This is a genomic window from Terrabacter sp. Soil810 (assembly GCF_001429645.1).
Taxonomy (GTDB): domain Bacteria; phylum Actinomycetota; class Actinomycetes; order Actinomycetales; family Dermatophilaceae; genus Terrabacter.
Genome location: NZ_LMSW01000016.1, coordinates 13,148 through 36,054, shown reverse-complemented (window position 1 = coordinate 36,054; position 22,907 = coordinate 13,148). Strand labels below are relative to the sequence as shown.

Below are 22,907 nucleotides of genomic sequence, written 5' to 3'. Positions count from 1 at the left end.
TACCCCGGGCGCGGTCGCGTCCGTGTACGCGAAAACCGCCCGCCCCAACCGCCCCGTAGAGGGCAATAAGGACGGGCGGTATTCGCTCCTGAACGCCTGGGTTTTCTATGCAGCCCACACAGGCAAAGGACTGAGAAAGGCGATTTGAAGGACTTGCATCGGCGCTCTACACCGCGACCCCCGTGGGTAGATTCCCACGGCCACCAACCTCAACGGTCACAATGCGCAACCTCCCGCCAGCATCCCCAATCGCGGGGGGACAGACAGGAAGTGCCGGCGTTTAGAGCCAGTCCGGGGACGAACCTGGGCCGCAGGAGCAAAGGTGAAGAGTGCCGAACTTGGGCCCTCTGCAGCCCAGCTTCTTCACGGTGGCTGGTCCGAATCCTCGCTGCGATCTCGCGTGTCTCTGCGAGGCGACGCTGCAGTACGTCGAGACGCTCTAACGCGTCCTGCACCATGAGCCTCTCGCCTGGCCACCTGTCGCCTCCAGCCAGCCCCGCCGCCTCGCCGCTCGAGCTAACGGCTCAGCAATGCGTCAGGGCGCAGTCAGAGGATGCGCGCTCATCGGCATTATGTGGGTGATCGGTGTCAAGAGGCTTCGGTGCTGTCGAGGCTGGTGATGAGGTTGTCGTAGATCTCGGTGCGTCGGGGCTGGCCTTTGGCGCAGGCGTCGGCGCGTTGGGCGAGCAGGGTGGGGCGGAACTCGATGGTGGTCTGGAAGAACGTGCAGGACTCGCAGATGTTCTCGTACTGGCAGTCCATCGTCTTGGGTCGGGTGCAGTAGCCGTTGCCGAGCATGCGGTGGTGTTCGCGGTTGAGGCGGGCCATGTTCGGGCCGAGGTCCTCGGCGGGTAGTTGGGCGTAGAGGGCTTCGATTTTCTCGGCGACGGTGAAGTACTCCTCGGCGACGGTGCGGTTGGCGATCTTGGCGTACACGAGGGTCATGTCGAGGGACTTGTGTCCGAGCATCGCGGCGATGGCCTCGATGGACATGCCGCGGTTGATGGCCTGTGTGGCCAGGGTGTGCCGCAGCTGGTGGGGGTGGATGTGCGCGAGCCCGGCTGCGGAGCCGGCTCGGTTGATCATCCGGGTCACGCCGTGCCGGTCTTGGGCTCGCCCGTTCTCCCTGGGCAGCAGCAGCGGATGCCCGGGCGGGACGTGCGCGGCGCGGTAGGTGTCGATGAGCGTCACGATGCGTGGGTGCAGCGGCAGGTAGCGGTCTTCGTGGAGCTTTCCGACCGGGACGTGGAGCGAGTGGGTGGCCGATCAGGACGACCGCGTCGGCGGTCAGGGCGGTGTACTCCCCGACGCGTAGCCCGGTGCCCAGGAGGAACTCGACGGTGACCCCGACGAGCATGCGCCGGTCGGCTTGCGCGGCGCGCAGCAGCTTCGCTGCGCTCGGGTCATCGAGCGCTTTGGGCAGGGCGTGGCGTTGGCGGGGCACGTCACCCAGGAACATCGGCACCCGCGGTGGGGCGTCGTCCCAGCCCCATTCGTCGATGCGGGTGAAGAACACTCGTAGGGTGCCGAGGCGGTGGGCGATGGTGGCCGGGGTGATGCGGGCCTGGTTCTGTCCGGGTCGGGCCGCGACCCACGTCTTGAAGCCCTCGATGTGCGGCCGGTCGATGTCCCGAACGTGTTGCAGCCCAGGGTGTTCGGTGGCGAGGTAGGTGGTGAAGGAGCGCAGCGCGAGGTCGGCGCCGGTGACGCTGCCGGGTCGTAGGACGCAGGCGACCTGGGCCAGGTAGGTGCGCATCGTGGCGACCACGTGCGGGTGGGTGGCCTCGAGCTGGTCCCAGGTCGGCAGCAGCAGCGGCCCACTCACCGCAGCCTCCGGAACCCCGGGACCGCGGCTCGGTCTTGACGGTCTGGATGGTCCCGAAGATGCGGCGGGACAGGCGGCACGGGCGACCCTGGTTGGCCGCGAAGACCTGGGCGTCGATGACTTCCGCGGCGCGGCGGTACTGGGAGGCGAGCCAGTCGTCGGCGAGGTGCAGATAGATCCGGGTCGACTCGATCGAGGCGTGCCCGGCCTGGGCCTGGACGGCCTCCAGCGGCATCCCGGCCTCCCGCAGCCGGGTCAGGCAGGTGTGGCGCAGCTCGTGACAGGACGCGTGCGCCAATCCGGCCCTGGCGCGGGCGCCTTCGAGGACCTCGTCGAGGCCGTACGCGCTCAGGGGCCGGCCCCGCCGGGGACGCTTCAACACGAGAAACACGACGTCGGTGTCGGCATCCGCGGGTCGTTCCTGCTGCAGGTAGGCGCCCAGGTGCTCGAAGAACCTCGAGGAGATCGGCACGAAGCGTTGGTGCCCGCCCTTGCCCTGAGCGATGAACAACCGACGCTCCGCGGCACGGACATCCTCCATCCGCAGCCCGAGGACCTCGCAGCGCCGCAGCCCGCCGAGCAGCATCGCGGCGACCATGGCCCGGTCCCGGTGCGTGCGCAACGCGGTGGTGAGGGCGTCGACCTCGACCGGGGTCAGGATCCGCGGCAGCGTCCGTCGCGGCGCCCGCACCAACGGCACACCCTGGGACGGCCGGTGCCGTTCGCGGCGAGTCGGCAGCCCGCGCGGGACCGGGTTGCTGGGCACGTCGCCTCGAGCGGTCAGGAACGCGTACAGCCCTGCGACCGTGGACAGTCGGCGACGCACGGTCCGCAGGGACACCCCGACCATGTCACCGCCGACCGGAGCGAGCAGCGGGTCCGGAAGGTGAGGGGCGCCGCTGCGTTGGGCGGTGATGAACCCCAGCACGTCCGTCGCCGTCACCGCCTCGACCGGCTTGGCCACCACCGTGAAGAACACCTTCAGGTCGAACCGTGCCGCCAGCACCGAGTTCGGCCGACAGCGCCCGGACAAGAACTCCAGGTAGGCACCCAGCAGCGGATCGCCGAACAGCTCCTGCCGAGGCTCAGCGGACGGAATCAGACACGACACAACGCTCGGCATACGGGGCCTCCTCGAGGAGAACGGACACCCCAACGTAGGAGCGCCGGCGACCCCGAAGGATCACCCACATATCAAGCAGATCCGGTAGATCACGAACGCCTGCGGTGAGTGCTGACGGGACTCAGATGGCCGACCTCGGGACCTCCATACGGGAGTTGGTGTCGAAGAGCGTCAGCTCCTCATCCGTCGCCACGTGCCGGACGACGAATGCTCTTTGGCCGACGCGCCACAGGCCTTCGCCGCGCTGCAGGTCGGGGAGCTGGGCGCGCTCGGCGGTCGACAAGCCCAGTTCGAGTGCGGTCTGAGGAGCCTCACTGACCTCCTGCTGGTAGACGATCTTCGTTGAGCAGTCGCCGAGCAGGCCTCGAGCCAGCGCACGTGACTCCGAGCCCGCGTTTCCTACGGCGTCAAGGTCGGACAGCCGGTGCACGATGAGGAGGTTCGCGATCCCCAGGCCGCGGGACAGCTTCCATTGGGACTGCATGCGGGCAAGCAGGGCCGGCTGGCGCATGAGCCGCCACGCCTCGTCGTAGATGACCCACCTCTGGCCCCCGTCAGGTGCCGACAGTGCCGCCTCCATCCATGCTGAGGCGCACGTCATCACCATCGCGATGAGCTGATCGGAGCCCTGAATCTGCGAAAGGTCCAGCGAGACCATCGGCAGAGCGGGGTCGAAGGTGAGGGTTGACGGCCCGTCGAACAGGCCGCCGAGGTCACCCGCAACCAAACGACGCATGGCATGGGCCAAGTCCCGCCCGTCGCGTGCAAGCTCAGCGGCGCTCGAGCCGGGGGGCGCAGACTGCGGCTCCAAGAGCAGGTCGACGAGCATCGGCAACGTTGGTTCGACCGCCGCAGCAGCACCGGCCAGCGAAACGTCCAGAGCGGTGTGCTCAACAGACATCAGAGGCCGCCCGAGTGCCGACTGAGCCAGTGACCCGACCAGGGCGCGTCGCCGGTTGGCGACCAGTAGCTGCCACTGGGAGTCAGGGATTGCCGGGTCGCGCGGTCCGGTGTCCAGTGGGTTCAGGCGGTTGCGTGAGCCGCCGCCGAGCTGGATGGCAGCCCCACCGACAGCCTTGGCGACGACGGACCATTCACCCTTCGGGTCGCCGGGCACGTAGACCCGCCGCCCGAAGGCGATCGACCGAGTCGCCAGCGACTTGGCGAGGCAGGACTTTCCCTTCCCGACGACCCCGGCGAGCAAGCAGTTCGGGTTCGTGATGATGCCCTGGCTATAGAGCACCCAGGGGTCGAAGCAGAAGCCACCTCCTGACCAGGCGTCCTGCCCGACGTAGACGCCTGCGCTCCCAAGACCACCCTCCGCAAGGAAGGGGTACGCGCCGGCGACCACGTCGGAAGTGGCGCGGTGTCCCGGCAGACGAAGCCTGCGATAGGACCGCCCGGCCTCAGGGCCGCTCTCTCCCTCCGCGGGAAGGAAGGTCGGCGGGTCACCGTCACCACCTTGCCTGTCCCGTGCCCCTTCACCCGAGCGAGCGGCCGGCGGCTTCTCATGCCGCCCGCGGCGACGCTTGGTGCCTTGCGGCGCGTAGAAGGTCCCTGTTGCCCCAGCGGTCGGCATCAGCTCACCTTCCGCGCGAGCGGAAGCGAGGCCGAGACAAATGCTCGCGCCTGCTGCCCGTAGAGCCGTCGCGTCTCGCATCCGCACTGGATGGCGGCGCGCGAGATCTCCGCGACCGATGCTTCGAGCTCATCCCGCGATGGCGCGGTGACGGAGATGAGGCCGGTGAACTTCACGTCCGCGTGGCCGCTGATGAGGGCGCGTTCGCGCTCGAGGACGTCGTCGCGCTCGGCGCTGTCCGAGAGGTCGGCGATGGCGCCGATCTTGGCCTTCTGCGCCGCCTCGGTGGCGTACTCCACCTTGGCCTTCCGGATGTCGCGCATCGCGGCGTCCGCGGGGATCGGCTGGATCGTCATCGAGAGGGTCTTGCGGATCCCCGGTTGGAAGACCAGTGAGTGGAGGAAGTACGGCGGCGCGCCGACGCGCGGCCACTCGCTGATCCAGAGCACGGCGGAATATGCCGTGTCGTGGCGGACGTGGTCCCACTCCTCGTCCATGGCCACCGGGCCAGCACTCGCCAGCTTCTGAGTCCCGGCGTCACCCGTCTCGTGCCCGGGCTCGAACGCTTCCCGCAGAGTCGCCGCGAGCTCGCTCTCGTTGAGCCACGTCGCCAGCGACAGGTCGGCGGCGCGGAGCCCCGCCTCGAGGGAGGTCATCTCCTGTCGCAGGAACGCGGCGGCCCCGCGGAGTCCCCGTCCCGCCTGCTTGATGTGTGCCCGGGCGCTGCGGAGGTCGAGCGAGAGCGCGAGAACCGTGCGGTGCGTCGACGCCGCGGGCGCCGCTGTCTTCATGAGCGACTCGTACTGCTGCACGGCCCACTGGCCCGGCTGCTTGACACCGTTGACCTCCCACCAACCAGTGATGCCGCGACCGGCGTCGGGTAGCGACACCTCGAGCACCTGCAGCCGGCAGCCAGTCCCGGACGCGGCCAGGCCGGCCAACGCCCGACCCCATCCGTGTACGCGTCTCGCCTGCTCGTCGCTGGACAGGAGCACGTATGCCGGGTGGCGCACGAGAGCGACCGCGGTAAGTGTGTGCCCGTGTGGGTCGTGCAGCATCGCTGCGCCGGACTCCTCGTCGATCAGGAAGCGCAGGGCAGCAGCGTCGCCGGGGAGGGCGAGCGTGCCGCCTGGTCGTGGCGCTGATGGGCGCGCTCGGAACTTGGTCTGACCGTTCAGCTTCCGCACGGCGTAGTGCCCTGCAGTGGGGAGTGACTCGACGGCGGGGCGACCATGCCAGCGCACAAAGGCGAGCGCGATGAGTCCGCCCCAGAGGGGGGCCGTCAGGCCGGCGCCGGTCGAGCTGCCGAGGAAGATCGCGGGCACGAAGACGAGCGCGGCGACGCACAGGCAGAGGATGCGTGATGACGAGAGCCCAAGGAGCAGGCCCCGCCGGGGGAGGCGTCCGAAACGGACTGTCATCGGGGTTGTCGTGGCGTCGGTCATGGTCAGCTCCTCGAGCCGTGGGTGAGTGGCTGCTTCATGGGCGCTTCCTGGACAGCGGCGCCAGGGCCCCCGCCGCCAGGCGAAGAGACCCCAGGTGGGTTGGTCGCGACGTCGCCGGCCTTCATGGCGACGCCCTTGGCGCCGAGAGCGACCCCGGCGACTCCGGCAGCCGGAGCAGCCAGCGAGGCGGCGGCTGCGGCGCCCCCTCCGCTGGCTGCTCCAGCTGGTCCTGTGGCACCGGCGGCAAGGCCGGATCCCGGCCCGGGCGGCGGTGGTCCCACTGGCCCGGAGGATCCCGGGCGCGGGGGAGGCGGCATACCGCCACTGCCCTTGCTCCCGCGGCTGTGGCCGGACGACCCGACGGAGGCGAGCGCTCGTCCTTGCGCCTGGATCGCGCTGACCTTCTGTGGTGCGCTGACCAGAGTCTGCGCGCCGACCGAGGCCTGCCGGGCCGTGGCATGCGCCGAATGAAGGGTGTCGCCCGCGAAGTGGAACATGCGGATCGCCACCCAGGGAGCCAGCCCGCCCAGCAACAGGATCAGGGACCCGCCGGCGAGCTGCGTGACGGTCTGACCCACGCCGGAGCCTGACTGTCCGGCGCCGTTGAGGACGGCGACGCCGATGCTCAGGATGATGACGAGGAGCAGCTTCGAGACGATCATGGCTGCGACGAACTCGATCCACCGGCGGACCCAGGCGCGGGTGAAGTCGGCCGTCGCGCCGGCAAAGGCCAACGGGGCGAGCACCGCGGCCACGATGAGCATCAGCTTGCGGATCATCATGGCTGCCCACACGACGACCGCCGCCACGATGATGACGACCGCCAGGAGGATCATGACGGCAGGGTTCTGCATCTGGGCCAGGCCGACAAAGGAGAGCTTGCCGCCGAGGGAGCCCATCTGTGTGCCCATCGTGTAGCGGACGACGCCGTCGCTGAGTGCGTCGACCGCTCCGAGCAAGACGCGCGTCGTCGCGAGGGCGAGCGCGGACCCGACGAAGCTGATGAGGAGCCCACTTAAGGCGCGGCCCAGAGCCACGGGGTGCCCCCGGAGAGCGGCGGAGGTGACCTGGATGATGAAGAGTCCGAGGCAGAGGGTGGCGGCGATCGCGCCGGTGATCGCCATCTCCCGCGCCAGAGCCGGCGAGGCCAGGTCCAGCGTGGTCGCCTCGCCGATCTGCTGCCACAGCCAGGTGGTGGCGTTCTGCGCTGCCAGCCCGAAGTAGCCGGCGATGCTGCTGAAGGCCCCATCGACGACGTTGGATGCCGCCCCGGCGGTGCCCGCTGCCGCTTGGCCGAGGAGACACATCGGGTTGGCGGCCATGATGCCGTCGCAGCTCATGACGCGCTCACCGCCAGAGACGAGTAGGTGACCGCGGTGACGAAGCCCCACGAGCCTCGGGTGGGAGGTCCCTCTATGTTGAGCGTCATGGCTACAGAAGACGTCGAGGTCACGGCCTTCCCCTGCTTGCTGTAGTGGAGGGTGACAGATGCGGCGACCTCACGACCGGTGATGCCCGGGTCGCTGATTCTCCCGCTCGAGACGGCGGTACTCCATGCCATCGGTTCAGTCACTCGTTCGATGCGGACGGTGGTGTACGCGTCCTGCAGTCCAAGGGCGGTCCACGCGTTCCGCACCGGGACAGCCGGGGTCTGACCCGCAGCGTCCGTCACCGAGTAGACGGCAAGGTGGTCGCGCAGTTCCTTGGGCACCAGTCCCACGACGAGGGGCTCGGAGGTCTGAGCGGCCTCCGACTGCACCCAAGCGATGTGCTCGGCCCTCGACGTCCGGTAGTCCTGCGTCAGGAGCCGGCGGACGAACTCCGCGGCATACAGGTCGGGCTGATGGGAGAAGTCGCCGGCGATGCGTCGCCCCGGCGGCCCCGGTGCGACTCGTGCCGCCGCACGGAGGCGGTCGATCTCGGTCGCCACCGGGTCCTTGGTCGGCCCGGGCGACTGAGTGGTCGACGACTCCGTCGTCGGTGCGGCATCTGGCGTCGGCGAGCCCGAGACCTGAGGCGAGCCCCCGACTGGCGCATCGGATTGAGACAGCGCAACGACTCCAGCCACGAAGAGCAGGACGACGACGCTCGCAGCAGTCAGGTACGGGCGGAGAGCTCTCCAGTCCATGTCACTGGACCGCAGAGCCCGCGGCGCTGAAGAAGGTCACGAGTGTGTTCGCCGCGCCGATGAGCATCGCCGCCCCCGCAGAGACGAGGACGCCGGTCTTGCCGCGGCCGGCCACGTGGGGGTTTGACGAGTGCGAACCGATGGCCCACGCGATCGCCGAGATGGCGATGCCGGCCACGGACGCGATGAGACCGAACGTGAGAAGGGCGCCGACGATCTTCTCGATAGCGGCGATGCCGGGCAGGCCATTCTGGTTGGGCGGGACGTCGACAGAGGGGATCATCCAAGTCTTCATCGTGGTGCCTTTCGCAGCTCGCGCGGACCGGTTCCGCACATGGCTGCGATAGAGGACCGGTAGGGGCACTATTCGTCGGCCGTCGCAGATAGGGCCCAGATCGTTCCGTCAGGAGATGTGGCGAAGCCCCGAAACGCCCTGCGACACAAAGGACTTGTAGGAGACAACCCGGACGACGTCGCCCGTTCGAGGAGCGTTGACGACGAGTCCGCGTCCGATGTACATGCCGACGTGGCCCGGCGAGGCGAGCGTCCCCGATGATCCCGGGATCATCACGAGGTCTCCCGGGGCAAGGGTGCTCGAGGTTGTCGCCGTGCCGTCACGCAGCTGCTGGCTGACCACACGTCCGATGGGGATCCCCGCTCGGCGCCACGCCTGTTGGGTCAGCCCCGAGCAGTCGAAGGCACCAGGCCCGTTGCCGCCCCAAACGTACGGCTTCCCGAGCTGGGCGAGCGCAAAGGCCACTGCCGTACGCGCCTCGGGAGACGTGTTGGGCGGCAGCCCGAATCCTGCGGGGAGCCCGTGAGTGCCGGATCCACCCGGCGCGAGGGTATCCGGCGGCGCACCGCCGCAGTCGAGGTTCGCAGTGTCGTGTGCGATGAAGGCGAGGACCGCTGATGCGTGTGCGGTCTGTCGCTGGTAGTTGCCTCCGACGACGCTCGAGCCACCGTTCGCACTGCTGGGGCGCCCGGTGAAGGCTGACCGCTGGACCATCTGTGCGGCATACCAAGGCGTCATGGACTGCCAGTCCTGGAGCCGGAGGAGCGCGTCGACGAAGAGGTGAGTCGACTCGGTCGCGTCCATGCGTTTGGCCGCACTGCCCCACCCCGGACGCTGCTGGAAGAGGCCCAAGGAGTCGTGGTCGAAGCCCACGCCCTGGCTCGGGAACGCTGAGCCCGTCGGGTCATTCGGGTTGGAGAGGACACGCAGGTCCGACTCGGCCAGAGCAACGATGAGAGCGATGAGGGCACCGGCCCTGCCAGCTCTCTGTTCGGCAGCCGCAACGATCGTGCGGGCGTTCTGCGCCTGGATCGGCGAGAGTCCTGGCACCGGGCCGCTCGACACGCAAGCGAGAGGGCGGGACGGGAGTGCACCGCTCTGGGTGGCGGCGATCGTCACGACTCCCAGGCCACCGAGCACTGCGACTCCGCCCGCGGCAACGACGGCGGCTGCACGGGTGAGCGACATGGTGCGCGAACCGCGGGCTCGGGGCACTACCGGAACGCCGTGCGCCGATGGTGCCCCTCGGCGGCAAGTTGTCCTCGCCGAGGAGGTACGCCGTATGAACCGACTGAGGTCACTGCCACGTCGCGCTCACGTGATGTCCGACGAGTGGACGGACGCTCGACAGCTTGCGCTCGAGCTGGCTGGGCTGGCGCCGCCGCTGAATGTCGATGTCATGTCCATGGGGCTCGTCCTGGAGCCCGGCGAACGCGCGCTGCGCCAGGTTCCGGTCGAGGTGCGTCACGCTGACCGGGCCCGATGGACGGGGGAGTCGCGAGGTGTGGGTCTGCTGACTAGCCGTCGCGTTCTGCTCAATCTCGAGGCAGGACAGTCGGTTTCGTTCTGGTGGGGATCCTTGGTCGGGTTCCGGCCGTGCGTCGAAGACGGCTACGCGGTATTCGACTACAGCGACGGAGTCGCTCGGCTCATGTCGAGTCGGGCCATGGCATCGATCGCCGTGGCCGGCATCGCTGCGCTCTACGGCAACGCCGGACTCGTCGAGCACCCGGCGCTGGCCACGCTGCGAGGCGCGACGTGATTGCGCAGCGTCTGCACCTGACGGCGCGCGTACTGGCGCTGCCCAACGGTGAGGTCTTGCGACACCGCATACAGCCGGAGCAGTCCGGGCCACCCCGAAGGGGAGCCGGCGAGGAGCCGGTGGACGGCGCGCCGCTGGGCGGCGGTGAAGCCGAGCTGCTCGAGCATCCGCTTGGTGCATGCGCGCGAGTTCCCGCCGGCGCGCTTGGTCGTGATCGTGGTCAGTGGGTCTGCTGCGCCACGTCGTCTGGCTTCCTCGATCCTGGAGATGAAGAGGTCGAAGACGGGGGTCAGGTTGATGTCGGCGAGCTCCTCCGCCGAGAGGTGGAGCTGAGCCGCCGTCCAGTCGTTGAAGCTGGTCCGCATGGTGGTCACGCCACTTCCGACATCTCGAGGTCGGCGAACACGACCGGTTCACCCGGGCTCACGTGGGTCATCCCGTGAAGCGCGTCGGCCTGCGCGGCGCGTGCCGAACCGAGCGCGCCGCGCGTGGCGACGCCGCGGAGCATGATGAAGAGCTCTCGAGGCGCCATCGCTCTCGCGTGAGCCTCGTGGGCGACGAGCCACTCCATGGCCGCGAGGAGCTCGTCGGTGGAGTGCTCCGGCGTCACCGACACCGGCGAGGTGGACCCCATGGGCACGATGTGACACGTGCTGCGGGTGCAGACGACGTCTTGAACCGTGAGCCACAGCTCGTCTCTTCCATCAGATTCCCGGGCCAATGGCCCGCACTGGCGCAGGCTCTCAGCGAGCTGCTCGGCCTTGACATCGCGAGTGGTCATGCCCTGCTCCTTCGTGAGATCAGCGGGGCATCGGCAGCAGCCCGCTCCTTACCATTTGTCCCGCTTGTTGCCATCCGGCGCTGGCTCGGTCTCACCCAGTTGTGGACAAGTCTCAGGACGCGACACGTTGTCCACACGGGCTTCGCGGTCGAGTTGCGGTCCGGCGAGACCGGCGCACAATGCAGGCGCCGAGGGAGGTGGATCGCCTGGACGTTGGCCGACGAAGGGCCTGCTTGTGGTGAGGACTTCATGCGATCCAGTCAGCCAGCGCGGGTCGCGTCGCCCCATGACCCGCTGATGCACCCGCGATGCACTCAGGTGCACAGCCGAGTGCCGCGCTGCCTGGCGGGTCGGTCATGAGCTCCGTCGTGGTGCCGACCTGGCGGCCCGCTGACGCGGTCAGTCTTCAGCAGGCCTTGAGGCTGACGAACGAAGCCTTTGCCGAGACTCTGGGTTCAGCCGCTCGCACGGTCGCGAAGTGGCATGCGAATCCGGCTATGAAGCTCACGACGGAGATGCAAGCCGCGCTGGACACGCTCCTCAGCCGAGCCACCGAGGACGCGCGAGAACGCTTCGCCGAGCTTCGTTTCTGTGGGGCTGCCGACTCGTCGCAGGCGGCTGAGTCCGCGACTGCGTTACAGGGTGCGACGCACCTCCACTCGGCCCTGGAGTTCCTCGCCGAGCTGCGAGCCAGCGCTCCTGGCGCTTCGCATGCAGCAGTTGCCAACGGGGCCGCCGCGTTGCATCGCGACGAACCGATCGCTCACGTCGACAGACGGGCCGTCGCTGACCGGCTCCTGGACTTCTACAGCACCGAGAGCGGCCTCGCGGGAGCGGTGCGCATTCAGTCCAGCGAGGGCGACATGACGACAACTCTGGTCACCCCGCACGGGAGCCTCGCCCCTCGGAACACGGGAGTGCCGTCCTTCGGATTCGCTCGACGGGCAGCGGCTCCGCCCCTACTGGCTTCACCAGCCCTGCTCGCGGCCGCGGAATCGCGTCTGGCGCGCTGCCTGACTGGTGACACACGCTTCTCGGATCAACCGACCTACCGTCTTGTGGACGTCGAGGACGAGTCGGGTGGCATACGTGCTCAGTTCGCCATGACCACGTTCGCGCGCTACGCGCTCACGTGGGATCTGCTCGAGGCTGAGGTCCTCACGGCGCTCGCTGCTGGTACGTCGGTGCTTCCGCTCCGAGAGCAGCTGTTGCCCACCGCACGTGCGGTGCTCACTCCGAGCGCCCGAGAGTGTGTCGGGGGAGCGCTCGCCCTGTCGGCCTTCGCTCGTCCGGCATCGGGCAACCGGCCGGCTGACTACGTCCTGCTCATCCAGCAGCGCAGCAGCAGGGTTCTCAACGGAGCTGGACGCATCGCCGTAATCCCCAAGTGCTTCCACCAGCCGACCAACGAGGCGACTGCTGAGGTGGACGTGCGACTCACTCTCCTGCGGGAGATGGAGGAGGAGCTGCTCGGGCGGGCGGAGACGGACAACAGTCTCGGGCCGTCATCGGTGGCCGACCTCCTGCACCCGAGCCGCATGACGCCGGCCATGCGGTGGCTGACGGAGTCCTCGGCTCTCGAGGTTCACCTCAACGGCTTCGCGTACAACCTCGTGGCTGGCAGCTTCGAGTTCCCCGCCCTGCTCGCCGTGCACGACGAGACCTTCTGGCAGCTCTTTGGTGGCGACATCGAGGCGAACTGGGAGGTCTCTGGCCTGCTGCGCTACTCGAGCGCCGATGCTGACGGACTCGAAGGGCTGCTGCACGACCCGCAATGGACGGATGAAGGGCTCGTCGCATGTGCCCTAGGTTTGAAGCGGCTCGCCCAGCTCAATCCGGAGCGAGTCAGCGTGCCGGCCTTCCAGATTGGAGTCTCGTGAGCATCGCTACTGGCAACGCGTTCGATGACGGCCCTGCGCACCGTGGGTGGCTCGTCGGGAACTTCATCGCGCCTCCCGACAGCGTGGCGAACACGAGCGACGTGGAGATCAAGTGGGGCACGCATGCCGCGGGGGAGGAGCGAGCCGACTGGACCACGGGTGAGTCCCGCACCTCGATGATGGTGCTCATCTCCGGGCGCTTCGTCCAGCGTCTGCCTGACCGTGAGGTCGAGCTGAGCCGTCAAGGCGACTACGTGATGTGGGGCCCTGGCGTCGTGCACGCCTGGCGCGCCATCGAGGACTCGGTGATGTTGACCGTGCGTTGGCCGTCGGTCTGAGCGGCTCGCCTCTCAGGCGGTAGTCGGCGTGTCCGAGGTGTCGACCTGATCGGCACGTCGCAGGTCGCGCCGTAGCGTCGCCTCGTCAGTGCCGAGCAGCAGTGCGGCGCGAGTGACGCCGGACGTATGCACGAGGCTGCGCTGCGCCTCGAGCAACTTGGCATCCGCCGCCGCAAGGCGGTCTCGGGCCCGAGCACAGCCCTTGCCAGCCGTCTCGACCTTCCGCAGCGCCTCGGTCTCTGCGCGCTGCGCCTCAAGGAGGCGCTGGCGTGCTCCCGCGTCCACTGGGTGTCGCATGGGCAATCCTTCCGTTCGCTTCGATGTAGGTGCATGACGGAGCGATTGGGTCACCGTCGGGGCGACACTGTCGGGGTGAGCAGCTTGGCCGGCAGCCACTGCTGCACGACTGCGGCGTCGGCCTCGATGACATAGGTGACGAACGCCCACCACCCGTCGTTGCGACGGGACCACTCAACGATCAGCCCTGGATGGGGTCCCCGCGACGACTCCGGACCGGTGACCCAGCAGTGCCGGCGAGCTGGAGGCGGCACCGGGATGGGGTGCTCATGCCCTCGTCCCGAACCACCAGCCATTCACCCAGTATCCCGCACTGTCGAATATCTGTTCGAACGTGCTGGACCTGATTCCAGGTGGGACGAAGGTTTGAGAAGCCGACGCCCGCACAGGGGGAGCGAACGCCGGCTTCACCAGCATAGGGTCCGGGACGGCGTCGCACGTGCGCAGGCTCTCGTCGGCGCCCCACTGCGCGCGTGATGATCGTCGGTCGCCGGACGTCGGCGACGGCCGAGCCGGCGCCAAATTCGCACCATGCACAGGTGCCTGCTCTCGGCGCGCACCAACCGGCCCCGCTGATGCCCCACGCTGTCGCCAGCACCCGAGCGCCTCTTCGTCCCTGACCTCGGCCCAACTCCGCTTCGTCCTCCGATGTCGCCCAGTGCTGCGATCGCCAACGTCGCATCTCGGCTCGACCGCCTCTTTACTCGCTCCACACGTCTGGCACCAAGGTGGTCGCGGGGCCCGCGGGTGCCCCTTTGGCGGGGTTCGCGGGAAGTGACCATGTCGATCCGCCGGATGACGCTGGGCTCCGGTTACCGCTACCTGATGTCGTCAGTGGCGCGCATGGACCAATCCGGCCCCGCGACTGGTCTGCAGACGTACTACGCCGTTAAAGGCACCCCGCCGGGCCGCTTCCTCGGCGCCGGCCTCGCCGCCCTCAACAACGGCCAAGGCATCCAGCAGGGCTCGATCGTGACGGAAGAGCACCTGTGGCGGATGCTGGGCATGCTGCAAGACCCCGTAACGGGCCAGCAGCTCGGACAGCCACCTTCGGCTCCCCGCACCCGAGGCGTCAACCACCTTGGCAGACCCAGAAAAGCTCCTCAGGCCGTTGCAGGGTTCGACCTGACATTCTCTGCGCCGAAGTCCGTCTCCGTCGCCTGGGCGCTTGCCGACGACCCCGCTCGGTCCCGGATCTATGCCGCCCACCGGCGTGCGCTCGAGGCGGTCGTCGCACACGGCGAAAGTCAGGTCTTCGCCACCCGAATGGGCAAGGGAGGCATCGTCCAAGAGGACATCCGAGGCATCCTCGCGACCGCCTTCGATCACTGGGACTCCCGCGCCGGCGACCCACAGCTGCACACTCACGTCGTCGTCCTCAACCGCGTCCAAGCCGTCACTGACGGTGCATGGCGCACGCTTGATTCGAAGGCGCTCTACCGGGCCGCAGTCGGCATGTCCGAGTTATACAACGGGATCCTTGCCGACGAGTTGACGGCTGAGTTGGGGTGGGACTGGACGCCTGAGCAGCGCCGACGGTCGGCCGAACCGAAGTGGGAGGTCCACGGCGTCCCACTAGAGCTGCGGGAGCACTTCTCCCAGCGGTCGAGCGCGATCGAGAGCGCCAAGGACGACCTCGTGGCGGCATTCGCCGCATCCCACGGTCGCCAGCCCACTGCCCGCGAAGTCATCAGAATGCGGCAGCAGGCCACTCTGGAAACTAGAGAGGACAAGCACGTCCGACCCCTGCGGGAGCTGATCACCGAGTGGAAGGACCGCGCGCGCCCTTTCGTGGGCGCCCACGCTGACACCTGGGTCGGAAACCTCACCAAGCGCACCCCGCCACGCCTGCTCGCCGCAGCCGATCTCAACGACGGGATGCTGCGCGACCTCGCGAGCGTCGTCCTGACCAAGGTCGGCGACAAGCGCGCCACCTTCACCCGTGCCAACTTGCTGGCGGAAACCCTCCGTGAGCTGCACGGTGTCCGTTTCACATCTCCCTATGACCGGATCACGGTGGCCGAGACGACTGCGACATATGCCGCCGGCATGTCGGTCAGGCTGACCCCACCAGAGTTCGGGCTGATCCCTGAAGGGCTGCAGCGCACGGACGGGTCAAGCAAGTTCCGCGCCCGCAATAGCGAGCTCTACTCCACCAAGCAACTCCTCGACGCCGAAGCCCGACTCCTCGACGCAGCGGCCGCGAGCGACGCCCCAACGGCACCCATGCCGGCAGAGCCCGACCTGGCCGAACCGCTCCAGACTGGGCTGAGGGTGCTTTCGGCGGAGCAGGCCGCCGCGGTGTTCGCGGTCGTCACCTCCGGTCGGCGGCTCGACCTCATCGTCGGCGCCGCTGGCACCGGCAAGTCGACCACTATGGCCGGCGTCCGTGCCGCCTGGGAAGCTGCCCATGGACTCGGCTCTGTCATGGGGCTGGCTCCGTCTGCCACGGCAGCGGAGGTCCTCGCCGAGGCCGTCGGCGTCCCTACAGAGAACACCGCCAAGTGGATCACCGAGCATCGTCGCCTCCCCGAACTGCGCAAAGAGATCGAGTCGTATGCCGCTCGGCTGGCTCGCGCGTACCCCTCCCGAGGCACCCGTGAACTGGAGAAGCAAGCGGCCTCGCGCCGGTCGGCATACGCCCGGTTCAACCTTCGGCCGAGGCAGTTGGTGATCGTCGACGAGGCGTCCATGGCCTCCACCTTGGACCTGGACTACATCACCGCCGCGGCTGCGCGGGTTGGCGCGAAGGTGCTGCTGGTGGGGGACTGGGCGCAACTGTCGCCGGTGCAGGCCGGGGGCGCGTTCAAGTTGCTCGCTGACACGCGTCAGGACGCGCCCGCCCTGCATGACATACGCCGGTTCCAACACGACTGGGAGAGGGCAGCGTCGCTCAAACTCCGTGCTGGCAGACCGTCGGTCGCCGCTGTATACATGGACCGCGGGCGGGTCGAGTCCGGCAACCGCGAGGACATGATCGACCTCATTTTCGACGGCTGGCTGGCCGACGCAACAAGCGGGCGAACATCCATGATGATGGCCGCTGATGCCCAGACCGTCGCAGACCTGAACGCTCGAGCCAGGGACCACCGGGTCGCTATGGGCGAGGTCGAGTCCACGGGGGTCCTACTCGCGGACGGCGTCACGATCGGCGTGGGTGATGTTGTGGTCACCCGGCACAACCAGCGGGCCCTCGTGACCGGTCGGGGTTGGGTCAAGAACGGCGACGACTGGGTCGTGCAGTCAATCGACGACGACGGGTCGGCCCGGGTCCAGCGGACGAGCGGGGGAGCCGTCGCCCATCTACCCGCCAGCTACGTTCGCGAGCATCTGGAATTGGGCTACGCATCCACCGCACATCGTGCGCAAGGCCGGACGGTGGACACGGCGCACATGTATGTCAACGCCGCGACAGCTCGCGAGCCGCTCTACGTGATGGCCACCCGGGGCCGCGAGTCAAACCGTCTCTATGTAGACACCCGTTTCGATCCTGATGCGTCTACCCGCCACGATGACATGACCGAGGCCGATCCCGTTGAACTGCTTGAGGGTGTGATCATGACCAGCTTCGCAGACCTGTCCGCGACGACCACCCGAGAGGCCGAGGAGGACGCTGCACAGGCTGAGTGGCGTCTGCTGGCCGAAGGAGCGGCTGCGGTGGCCCAGCGGCGCCGTACCGTCCCGTTGCTCTCCGCTTCCAAATACTCGCCCGAGATGGGCAACGAGCCAGTGTCTTGATGGGCGTGGTTCGCCAGTTGAGGTCAACGGTGATTGATCACCCTCCGCTTGGACGAGCTGGACGTCTGCTCGGCTCGCCTGACATGGAATTTGCTGGGTTGCCCTCCTAAGAATCAAGGCGGCGCTTCGGGCCGGGGCTCCCTGCGGGCGGCGCTGTCGCGCCGTCCTCGGGGCCCGCATGGACATGCGCTCACAGGAACTCGGCGCATGCGCCTCGCAGCCCCTAGCATCTAGTCAACCCTGAGCCGAGTCACGAGCACACGTGGGCTCCGCCAGTCCACATGTGAACTTGAACCAGTCTGGAGCACCGCAGATCGTGACGCGCTACGTAGACCAAGCAACCTTGCGCACGGCCATCAGGAAACTTGCCGGCACGGCTGGACCCATGTTCCCTATTTGGCTGGTCCTGAAGCAGATGGGCCTAGGGGGCCCAACACCCGTCATCGTTGACACAACCAACTCATTGGATGCGGTAACACGGCTCTTCGGATGCGGACATCCCGACGGCGACCTCTTCTTCCCCTTTGCGCACACCAAACGCTTCCTTTGGCGGAAATCTGACATGTCGCGGGCGGTGGTGCAGACCAACCTGAAGCAGTTTCTTGACGGGTCAGGGACCGTCCACCCCGCGTTCCTAGACATCAGACAGCGCGAGGATGACCAAAAGTTAGAGATCACCCCTCAACGTACGTATCCGATCGGGCTGGGCGTCGACGCGGACGGATTCGCGTCTGCTGATGGCAAGCGGGTCAGCCTTCCTGAACTGGCGTGGAGCATCTGGTATGGCCGGCGTTCTGCGATTCCTGATGACGTAGATGCCACCGCGTGGCTGCTCGAGGACATGAGGCACTCGCTTGGTATCACTCCTGCGGAAGCAACGTGTGTCCTTACACAAGGCGACCCCATCCAGCTCAACACTCAGGCTACGCCACTCTCGGATGACGACATCTATCAGACGTGCTCTGACGCTGGCGACGACGGGAACCTGTGGACATCCACCGAGACGTATGACACGGCCGAGCTAAATCGGCAGAGAGTAGCGCTGACCCAAACCTTGAGCTCAGGCCCTACCTGGCTCTCCCTAGAGCCGTCCGCTCAACTTAAGGCACTCCTGGCGGAAGGACAAAAGGCAATACTGCTTACCGGACCGCCGCGCACCGGCAAGACACGCGCGGTTAGAGAGATTATCGGCAAGCAAGACGTCGCCTACATCCAAATCCACGACGGATGGACATACGACAACCTCGTCATCGGACAAGAGATCTCAAACGGGTCGTATGCTTGGGTTGAGGGCGAACTTCTTACGGCCCTACGAGCGAAAACTCCTTACATAGTCCTCGAAGAAGCGAATCGCACTCGCCTGTCTCAGGCAATGGGCGAGGTATTCTCTTTGATCGAAGAAGAATATCGCGGACAAGAAAATTCCATCACCCTGCCTGACGGATCTGACATATGGGTGCCAGAGGAGACCGTCTTCTTTTTTACGATTAATAACGTGGATAAGTCGACCGAAGACCTTGATGACGCCCTGTTTGGCCGCCTCCGAGCTATCGATTTCCCGCCGCGCATCGAAGCCTTAACAGGCATTCTGACGGCCGGAGGCATTAACACCTCGACCCAACTCGGCCTAGGCCTCCTCACCTTCTTTCAAAGATTGCAGGCTCACTATCCCCTCGGGCACGGATACTTTGCGGGTTTGACGGCTTCATCCGATATGCCGCTTTACTATATGACCGCAATCAGGCCGCTCCTAGCGAACCACTTTGCGGCATACCAGCCGACAACCCTGAACGAGATTGACACACTGTTCGACGAGTGTGTCGTCCGACTCTTGCCATGACTCGGGTATGGCACGCCCGAGAAAGGGCAACCACCTGGCTGGGCGACTTCGACCCACACTGGCTGCCCCAGGAGCTAGCAAGCCGCGTTCGCACCGTTGTTCGTCGCGGCGGTGAGGTTGGCATCGAGGTCGACGGCTGGGTCGGGACCGTTGGTCTCACAAACGGCCATACCTTACATCTCCACTCCAAGTTCGGAGATGTGAACTTCCTTCGGATGCTCTTCACGGTCGAGGGCATCGATGACAAGGCTATGGGAGACGCGCTCTATGGCAGCGATCTCGAGGAGACTCCCCGGCAGTACATTCTTAATCAGTTCATTCTGAGCCTGAGCCAGGTTCAGTCTCGCGGTTTAGCCTTCGCGTGGTCAAGCGTGCCGGCTAGTGGAGCGGCAAAGCCGACAAGAGTGGATCTCAAGCGCACTGCCCACCGCATTCTCTTACAAAAACGCGAGCCGTTTGTCGGCACCAATCTCCGGCGGACCCTCCGGACACCGGAGCACCGCATCCTCAGCTGCGCAGCGGAACAACTACTTCGAGAACCTTCCGCTGGCTCCCTCCCAAGCGAACAACGACAGCTCCTCATTCGATGGCAGCGCCATGGGTGGTTGACACGCACGCTAATGCAAGATCTCCGGCACGTCCGCAGCGGACTCGTGGGGAGAGGTTACCAAGGCTCCCGAGGCTACTATGAACCCGCTCTACGCATCGCTCTAATCGCCTTAGGCTTGAGCGGGATATCGATGAGGGGCGAGCCAAACGTCAAAGCAAAGGGCTTTCTGGTAAATAGTGACGCACTTTTTGAAGAGTGGGTTAGATTCAAGTTGGCCGAGAAATATAATCATCTCGGCATATCTGTCGAGAAAGAAAGACCTCACCGAGAGCGCCTCTTCACTGACGGTGCAGTGGAACTTGAGCCCGACCTCGTGCTCAAGCGAGGTATTCGACTCCTGGCGCTCGGTGACGTCAAGCACAAGACCCCAACGGCCAGCGACTACTACCAAATGATGACCTACATCGGCCATTACGGCCTGGACAGCGGATTCCTGCTATGCGCGACTGACAGGGAGGCCGCACATCAGTCCCATGTTGTGGTCCGAGGCAATGCGCAGGTTGTCGAGATTCCGCTGCCTATCGCTAACCTCCGACGCGTGGAGGAAATACTAGGGGAACTCGATTCAGTTGTCGACTTCTTGAATTGAGGACAGAAGAGCCTGCTGATTGAGCCGGCCCTCAGCGTAAGCCGCATACGTTTCGGAAACGTCGAACCCCAACCATTTTCGGTTGAGCGCCTCGGCTGCTAGAGCGGTTGTACCGCTGCCCATGAACGGGTCCAGAACCATGTCGCCAGGCGATGAAGACAGCGCAATGCACCTCCCCGGCAAGGCGAGGGGGAACTGCGCGCCGTGTCCACCCCGGCCCGAACTTGTTGGCAGGATCCACGAGTCGGAAAGTTTTCCCGTCTCCCAGCTGGTCCGTCCGCCTAACTCTGGGGCCAGTTCATGATAAATATCGCGATGGAATTCGGGTGTCCTCTGGAGACTTAAATGCATAATCGTCTCAATGTTTCGGCTCACCCGAGACTGCTGAGGCTCGGGCAGCGAGGCGGTCTTCACCCAGGCAATCATTGACTTTACATAGTAGCCAATGCGGGACGCGCGCTCAGCTATACGCGACGGTATGAGGCTCTGCTCGCCATCTTTCAGGTAAGAATGGCCAGCCGAGTATCGTCGGCAGGCATGGTCGCGCCAGCCCTTTGAATCCTTACCCTGCATGGCCCGGAGAGCTTCCGCTGCATTGCTTCTAATCTGCGTCCTAGTTGAGTAAGTGTCCCCCAGATTCCACCAGACCGATCCCGTTTCCCTCATCGCGGGCCGCAGGTTGTGAAGCATCTCCACCGAGTGCCGGATGAAGCCTTCAGGAGTTTGTTCCATGCCGTACGCACAAAACTCGCCGTCAGCCCACCGGGACGGAATCATGTCGTCGTAGATCCGCATCGCCCAGTACGGCGTGGAGGTCACGACTGTCTGAATCGACATTGGTGACAGTCGGGGAAGCAGATCCAGTGCACTTCCAACGACGTAGCCGGAGGGTGTGATCAACGGTTCGGGGGGCGCATCGAGTGTCACTCGATCGAGATACTCGAGCACCTTGCTTCGAGGCACGAAGGTCTCCGCGAAGGCGTCCTGCTCCAGTAGGACGCGGACATGGGCCTCTGACAGCAACTGCACCGGTCCAAGAACCCGCTTGACGAAGGAGGTCGCCATTCCCACCACTGGCGCCACCACCCCGACGGGATATCGAGCGTGATCGAGTCGCCTCCGGGATGGCGCAGCAAGCGACGCCACCGGGGTGTACGGCTTGACGTCCGCAGGTTGGTACGACATCGCTCACTCTCCAATCAATCGGGGTTGATTCTCTCATCACCGGCGCATGACCAAGCGCCACGGGCCGCGTGTCGCCTCACCCTCCACTCCACCGTTGCCTCGTAGTCCACCACCAGGCGGTGACGGCCCCAGCACGTTGGCCGTTCACCATGCACGACGAGTCACCCTCGTGCCGCGGGGTCAGCCACGAGATGCTGGGCACTCTGGCGATGCGTCCAGCGCGGGGTACAGCAGCGGAGTACCGCAGCGGTACCACCCATGACCGGAGTTGAGCGATGTCGGCGTCGGGTGAAAACTGACCCCTGATCGACGGGTGAAAACGGACCCCTCTCCGTGAGCCTGTGGAGGGTGATCAGCGTGGAGGACTGGGCAGAGATTCGCCGGTTGCATCGGGCCGAGCAGATGCCGATCAAGGCGATCGCGCGTCGGTTGCGGATCTCCCGGAACGCGGTGCGGCGGGCGTTGGCCAAGGACAGCCCGCCCCGGTACGAGCGGCCGGGGAAGGGCTCGTGCGTGGATGCGGTGGAGCCGGCGATCATCGAGCTGTTGCGCTCGTGTCCGACGATGCCGGCCACGGTGATCGCGCAGCGGGTCGGCTGGCAGCGGTCGTTGACGGTGCTCAAGGACCGGGTGCGTGAGCTGTGGCCGTTGTTCCTGCCGCCGGACCCGGCCAGCCGCACCGCGTATGTCGCTGGGGAGCGGGTGCAGTGCGACTTGTGGTTCCTGCCGGTCGACATCCCGCTCGGGTTCGGGCAGGTCGGGCGGCCGCCGGTGCTGGTGATGGCTGCGGGCCACTCGCGGATGCTGTTCGCGGTGATGGTCGCCTCCCGTGCGGCGCCGGACTTGGTCGCGGGGCACTGGCTGTTGTTGAGCGAGCGCCTGCGCGCGGTGCCGCGGCAGCTGGTGTGGGACAACGAGTCGGCGGTCGGGTCCTGGCGGGCTGGCAGGCCCCGGCTGACCGAGGAGTTCGAGGCCTTCACGCGGGGGTTCTCCTCGAGGTATGCGTCGCAGCACTCGCGCAGAGTCCGTCGCCCGAGTCGCACGTCCGGCTGCCAGTGCCTCGCTCGACCTCCTGCTGCATCCGGTCCAGGAACCGCCCCGCGTCCGCCTCGGTCCGGTACGTCTCGGGCGCGTTGTGACGCTGCCCGTCGGGCGTCTTGTAGCTGGCCTGGAAGCGGCCCGACGGGAGCTTGCGAACGTACCCGGACCGCCGACGGACCATCAGCCCGAACCCGCAGGGTAGAGACGCAGCCGCTCCACCGTGCCCTCATCGATGAACCCCTGGAGCTCGGACTCCGGGATCCGGACGTGCCGGCCCACGCGCACGAACCGGATGCGCCTCTCCGCGATGAGGCGCCGCGGAAACCTCGCAGTGGTCCGGCTTGGACTCGGCCAGCAGCATGCGGAGGCGTTCCTTGACGGCATGCGTGGCGCCGACCTCATGGTCGGGTCCTCCGCGGCGGGGCCCGCGTTGAACCGGGCCCGCTGCCTG

General features: G+C 66.6%; 18 protein-coding genes and 2 pseudogenes. 7 read left to right on the top strand and 13 right to left on the bottom strand.

The window, feature by feature from the left end; genetic code table 11:
- Positions 1–588 precede the first annotated feature (588 nt).
- From ASG96_RS22940 to ASG96_RS20940, 8 genes and pseudogenes are all read right to left on the bottom strand, one after another.
- Positions 589–1,239, bottom strand: a pseudogene (locus ASG96_RS22940) (tyrosine-type recombinase/integrase); the annotation flags it as partial.
- Between the two features lie 206 nt (positions 1,240–1,445).
- A complete protein-coding gene (locus tag ASG96_RS20970; RefSeq protein WP_082591944.1) occupies positions 1,446–2,948 on the bottom strand; it encodes a tyrosine-type recombinase/integrase in 1,503 nt (500 codons plus the stop codon).
- Positions 2,949–3,069: 121 nt separating this feature from the next.
- Entirely contained in the window at positions 3,070–4,299 is a 1,230-nt protein-coding gene (locus ASG96_RS20965) for an ATP-binding protein (protein WP_057589281.1), read from the bottom strand.
- Between the two features lie 227 nt (positions 4,300–4,526).
- On the bottom strand, positions 4,527–5,972 hold the full coding sequence (locus ASG96_RS20960) for an SCO6880 family protein (RefSeq protein WP_057589280.1): 1,446 nt from the start codon (positions 5,970–5,972) through the stop codon (positions 4,527–4,529).
- Positions 5,973–5,974: 2 nt separating this feature from the next.
- A complete protein-coding gene (locus tag ASG96_RS23470) occupies positions 5,975–7,312 on the bottom strand; it encodes a type IV secretion system protein (protein ID WP_057589279.1) in 1,338 nt (445 codons plus the stop codon).
- Positions 7,309–7,902 (bottom strand): hypothetical protein, encoded by a 594-nt coding sequence (locus ASG96_RS20950; RefSeq protein ID WP_057589278.1) that lies wholly within the window; start codon positions 7,900–7,902, stop codon positions 7,309–7,311. The genes ASG96_RS23470 and ASG96_RS20950 overlap by 4 nt, the downstream gene beginning before the upstream one ends.
- 199 nt (positions 7,903–8,101) lie before the next feature.
- A complete protein-coding gene (locus ASG96_RS20945) occupies positions 8,102–8,395 on the bottom strand; it encodes a DUF6112 family protein (protein WP_231372357.1) in 294 nt (97 codons plus the stop codon).
- A gap of 108 nt (positions 8,396–8,503) precedes the next feature.
- On the bottom strand, positions 8,504–9,583 hold the full coding sequence (locus ASG96_RS20940; protein ID WP_057589277.1) for a C40 family peptidase: 1,080 nt from the start codon (positions 9,581–9,583) through the stop codon (positions 8,504–8,506).
- A gap of 133 nt (positions 9,584–9,716) precedes the next feature.
- Here ASG96_RS20940 and ASG96_RS23465 point away from each other — a divergent pair, with 133 nt between their 5' ends.
- Entirely contained in the window at positions 9,717–10,157 is a 441-nt protein-coding gene (locus tag ASG96_RS23465; RefSeq protein ID WP_157611099.1) for a hypothetical protein, read from the top strand.
- On the opposite strand, the gene ASG96_RS20935 is transcribed toward ASG96_RS23465, so the two are convergent.
- Both ASG96_RS20935 and ASG96_RS20930 read right to left on the bottom strand, forming a co-directional pair.
- Positions 10,097–10,522, bottom strand: coding sequence for a hypothetical protein (locus tag ASG96_RS20935; protein WP_235509255.1), 426 nt, complete (start codon positions 10,520–10,522; stop codon positions 10,097–10,099). The two genes, ASG96_RS23465 and ASG96_RS20935, sit on opposite strands and share 61 nt — an antisense overlap.
- A gap of 5 nt (positions 10,523–10,527) precedes the next feature.
- Positions 10,528–10,938, bottom strand: coding sequence for a hypothetical protein (locus tag ASG96_RS20930; protein ID WP_020145911.1), 411 nt, complete (start codon positions 10,936–10,938; stop codon positions 10,528–10,530).
- A gap of 356 nt (positions 10,939–11,294) precedes the next feature.
- Between ASG96_RS20930 and ASG96_RS20925 the strand changes: the two genes are divergently transcribed.
- Together ASG96_RS20925 and ASG96_RS20920 are read left to right on the top strand one after the other, a co-directional pair.
- Entirely contained in the window at positions 11,295–12,818 is a 1,524-nt protein-coding gene (locus tag ASG96_RS20925) for a hypothetical protein (RefSeq protein ID WP_057589275.1), read from the top strand.
- The gene (locus ASG96_RS20920; protein ID WP_057589274.1) at positions 12,815–13,156 is read left to right on the top strand and encodes a hypothetical protein; all 342 of its coding nucleotides are present in this window, start codon (positions 12,815–12,817) and stop codon (positions 13,154–13,156) included. Before ASG96_RS20925 ends, ASG96_RS20920 begins: the two co-directional genes overlap by 4 nt.
- A 12-nt stretch (positions 13,157–13,168) precedes the next feature.
- Here the strand turns inward: ASG96_RS20920 and ASG96_RS20915 are convergent, their stop codons facing one another.
- Positions 13,169–13,453: a hypothetical protein gene (locus ASG96_RS20915; RefSeq protein ID WP_157611098.1), complete on the bottom strand. Its 285-nt coding sequence runs from the start codon at positions 13,451–13,453 to the stop codon at positions 13,169–13,171.
- Positions 13,454–14,233: 780 nt separating this feature from the next.
- Here ASG96_RS20915 and mobF point away from each other — a divergent pair.
- From mobF to ASG96_RS22920, 3 genes are all read left to right on the top strand, one after another.
- Positions 14,234–17,191 carry a MobF family relaxase gene (mobF, locus tag ASG96_RS20905; RefSeq protein WP_235509276.1) on the top strand — a complete coding sequence of 986 codons (2,958 nt, stop codon included), beginning with the start codon at positions 14,234–14,236 and terminating at the stop codon, positions 17,189–17,191.
- A gap of 262 nt (positions 17,192–17,453) precedes the next feature.
- Positions 17,454–19,031 carry an AAA family ATPase gene (locus tag ASG96_RS22925; RefSeq protein ID WP_235509254.1) on the top strand — a complete coding sequence of 526 codons (1,578 nt, stop codon included), beginning with the start codon at positions 17,454–17,456 and terminating at the stop codon, positions 19,029–19,031.
- Entirely contained in the window at positions 19,028–20,230 is a 1,203-nt protein-coding gene (locus tag ASG96_RS22920; RefSeq protein ID WP_082591939.1) for a hypothetical protein, read from the top strand. The genes ASG96_RS22925 and ASG96_RS22920 overlap by 4 nt, the downstream gene beginning before the upstream one ends.
- Here ASG96_RS22920 and ASG96_RS22915 read toward each other — a convergent pair.
- The gene (locus tag ASG96_RS22915) at positions 20,207–21,295 is read right to left on the bottom strand and encodes a site-specific DNA-methyltransferase (protein WP_235509253.1); all 1,089 of its coding nucleotides are present in this window, start codon (positions 21,293–21,295) and stop codon (positions 20,207–20,209) included. The genes ASG96_RS22920 and ASG96_RS22915 overlap by 24 nt on opposite strands.
- A gap of 468 nt (positions 21,296–21,763) precedes the next feature.
- Between ASG96_RS22915 and ASG96_RS24385 the strand changes: the two are divergent.
- Positions 21,764–22,393: pseudogene (locus ASG96_RS24385) on the top strand (helix-turn-helix domain-containing protein); the annotation flags it as partial.
- Positions 22,394–22,636: 243 nt separating this feature from the next.
- Here the strand turns inward: ASG96_RS24385 and ASG96_RS22905 are convergent.
- Positions 22,637–22,840, bottom strand: coding sequence for an excisionase family DNA-binding protein (locus ASG96_RS22905; RefSeq protein ID WP_082591937.1), 204 nt, complete (start codon positions 22,838–22,840; stop codon positions 22,637–22,639).
- Between the last annotated feature and the right edge of the window lie 67 nt (positions 22,841–22,907).

What these genes read in the sequence shown, in the direction of transcription:
- ASG96_RS20960 (WP_057589280.1), bottom strand. Translation starts at nt 5,972, where the DNA reads ATGACCGACGCCACGACAACCCCGATGACAGTCCGTTTCGGACGCCTC.
- mobF (WP_235509276.1), top strand. Translation starts at nt 14,234, where the DNA reads ATGTCGATCCGCCGGATGACGCTGGGCTCCGGTTACCGCTACCTGATG.
- ASG96_RS22905 (WP_082591937.1), bottom strand. Translation starts at nt 22,840, where the DNA reads ATGCCGTCAAGGAACGCCTCCGCATGCTGCTGGCCGAGTCCAAGCCGG.
- ASG96_RS20915 (WP_157611098.1), bottom strand. Translation starts at nt 13,453, where the DNA reads ATGCGACACCCAGTGGACGCGGGAGCACGCCAGCGCCTCCTTGAGGCG.
- ASG96_RS20930 (WP_020145911.1), bottom strand. Translation starts at nt 10,938, where the DNA reads ATGACCACTCGCGATGTCAAGGCCGAGCAGCTCGCTGAGAGCCTGCGC.
- ASG96_RS20935 (WP_235509255.1), bottom strand. Translation starts at nt 10,522, where the DNA reads ATGCGGACCAGCTTCAACGACTGGACGGCGGCTCAGCTCCACCTCTCG.
- ASG96_RS23470 (WP_057589279.1), bottom strand. Translation starts at nt 7,312, where the DNA reads ATGAGCTGCGACGGCATCATGGCCGCCAACCCGATGTGTCTCCTCGGC.
- ASG96_RS20925 (WP_057589275.1), top strand. Translation starts at nt 11,295, where the DNA reads ATGAGCTCCGTCGTGGTGCCGACCTGGCGGCCCGCTGACGCGGTCAGT.
- ASG96_RS20940 (WP_057589277.1), bottom strand. Translation starts at nt 9,583, where the DNA reads ATGTCGCTCACCCGTGCAGCCGCCGTCGTTGCCGCGGGCGGAGTCGCA.
- ASG96_RS20970 (WP_082591944.1), bottom strand. Translation starts at nt 2,948, where the DNA reads ATGCCGAGCGTTGTGTCGTGTCTGATTCCGTCCGCTGAGCCTCGGCAG.
- ASG96_RS22915 (WP_235509253.1), bottom strand. Translation starts at nt 21,295, where the DNA reads ATGGCGACCTCCTTCGTCAAGCGGGTTCTTGGACCGGTGCAGTTGCTG.
- ASG96_RS20945 (WP_231372357.1), bottom strand. Translation starts at nt 8,395, where the DNA reads ATGAAGACTTGGATGATCCCCTCTGTCGACGTCCCGCCCAACCAGAAT.
- ASG96_RS22920 (WP_082591939.1), top strand. Translation starts at nt 19,028, where the DNA reads ATGACTCGGGTATGGCACGCCCGAGAAAGGGCAACCACCTGGCTGGGC.
- ASG96_RS23465 (WP_157611099.1), top strand. Translation starts at nt 9,717, where the DNA reads ATGTCCGACGAGTGGACGGACGCTCGACAGCTTGCGCTCGAGCTGGCT.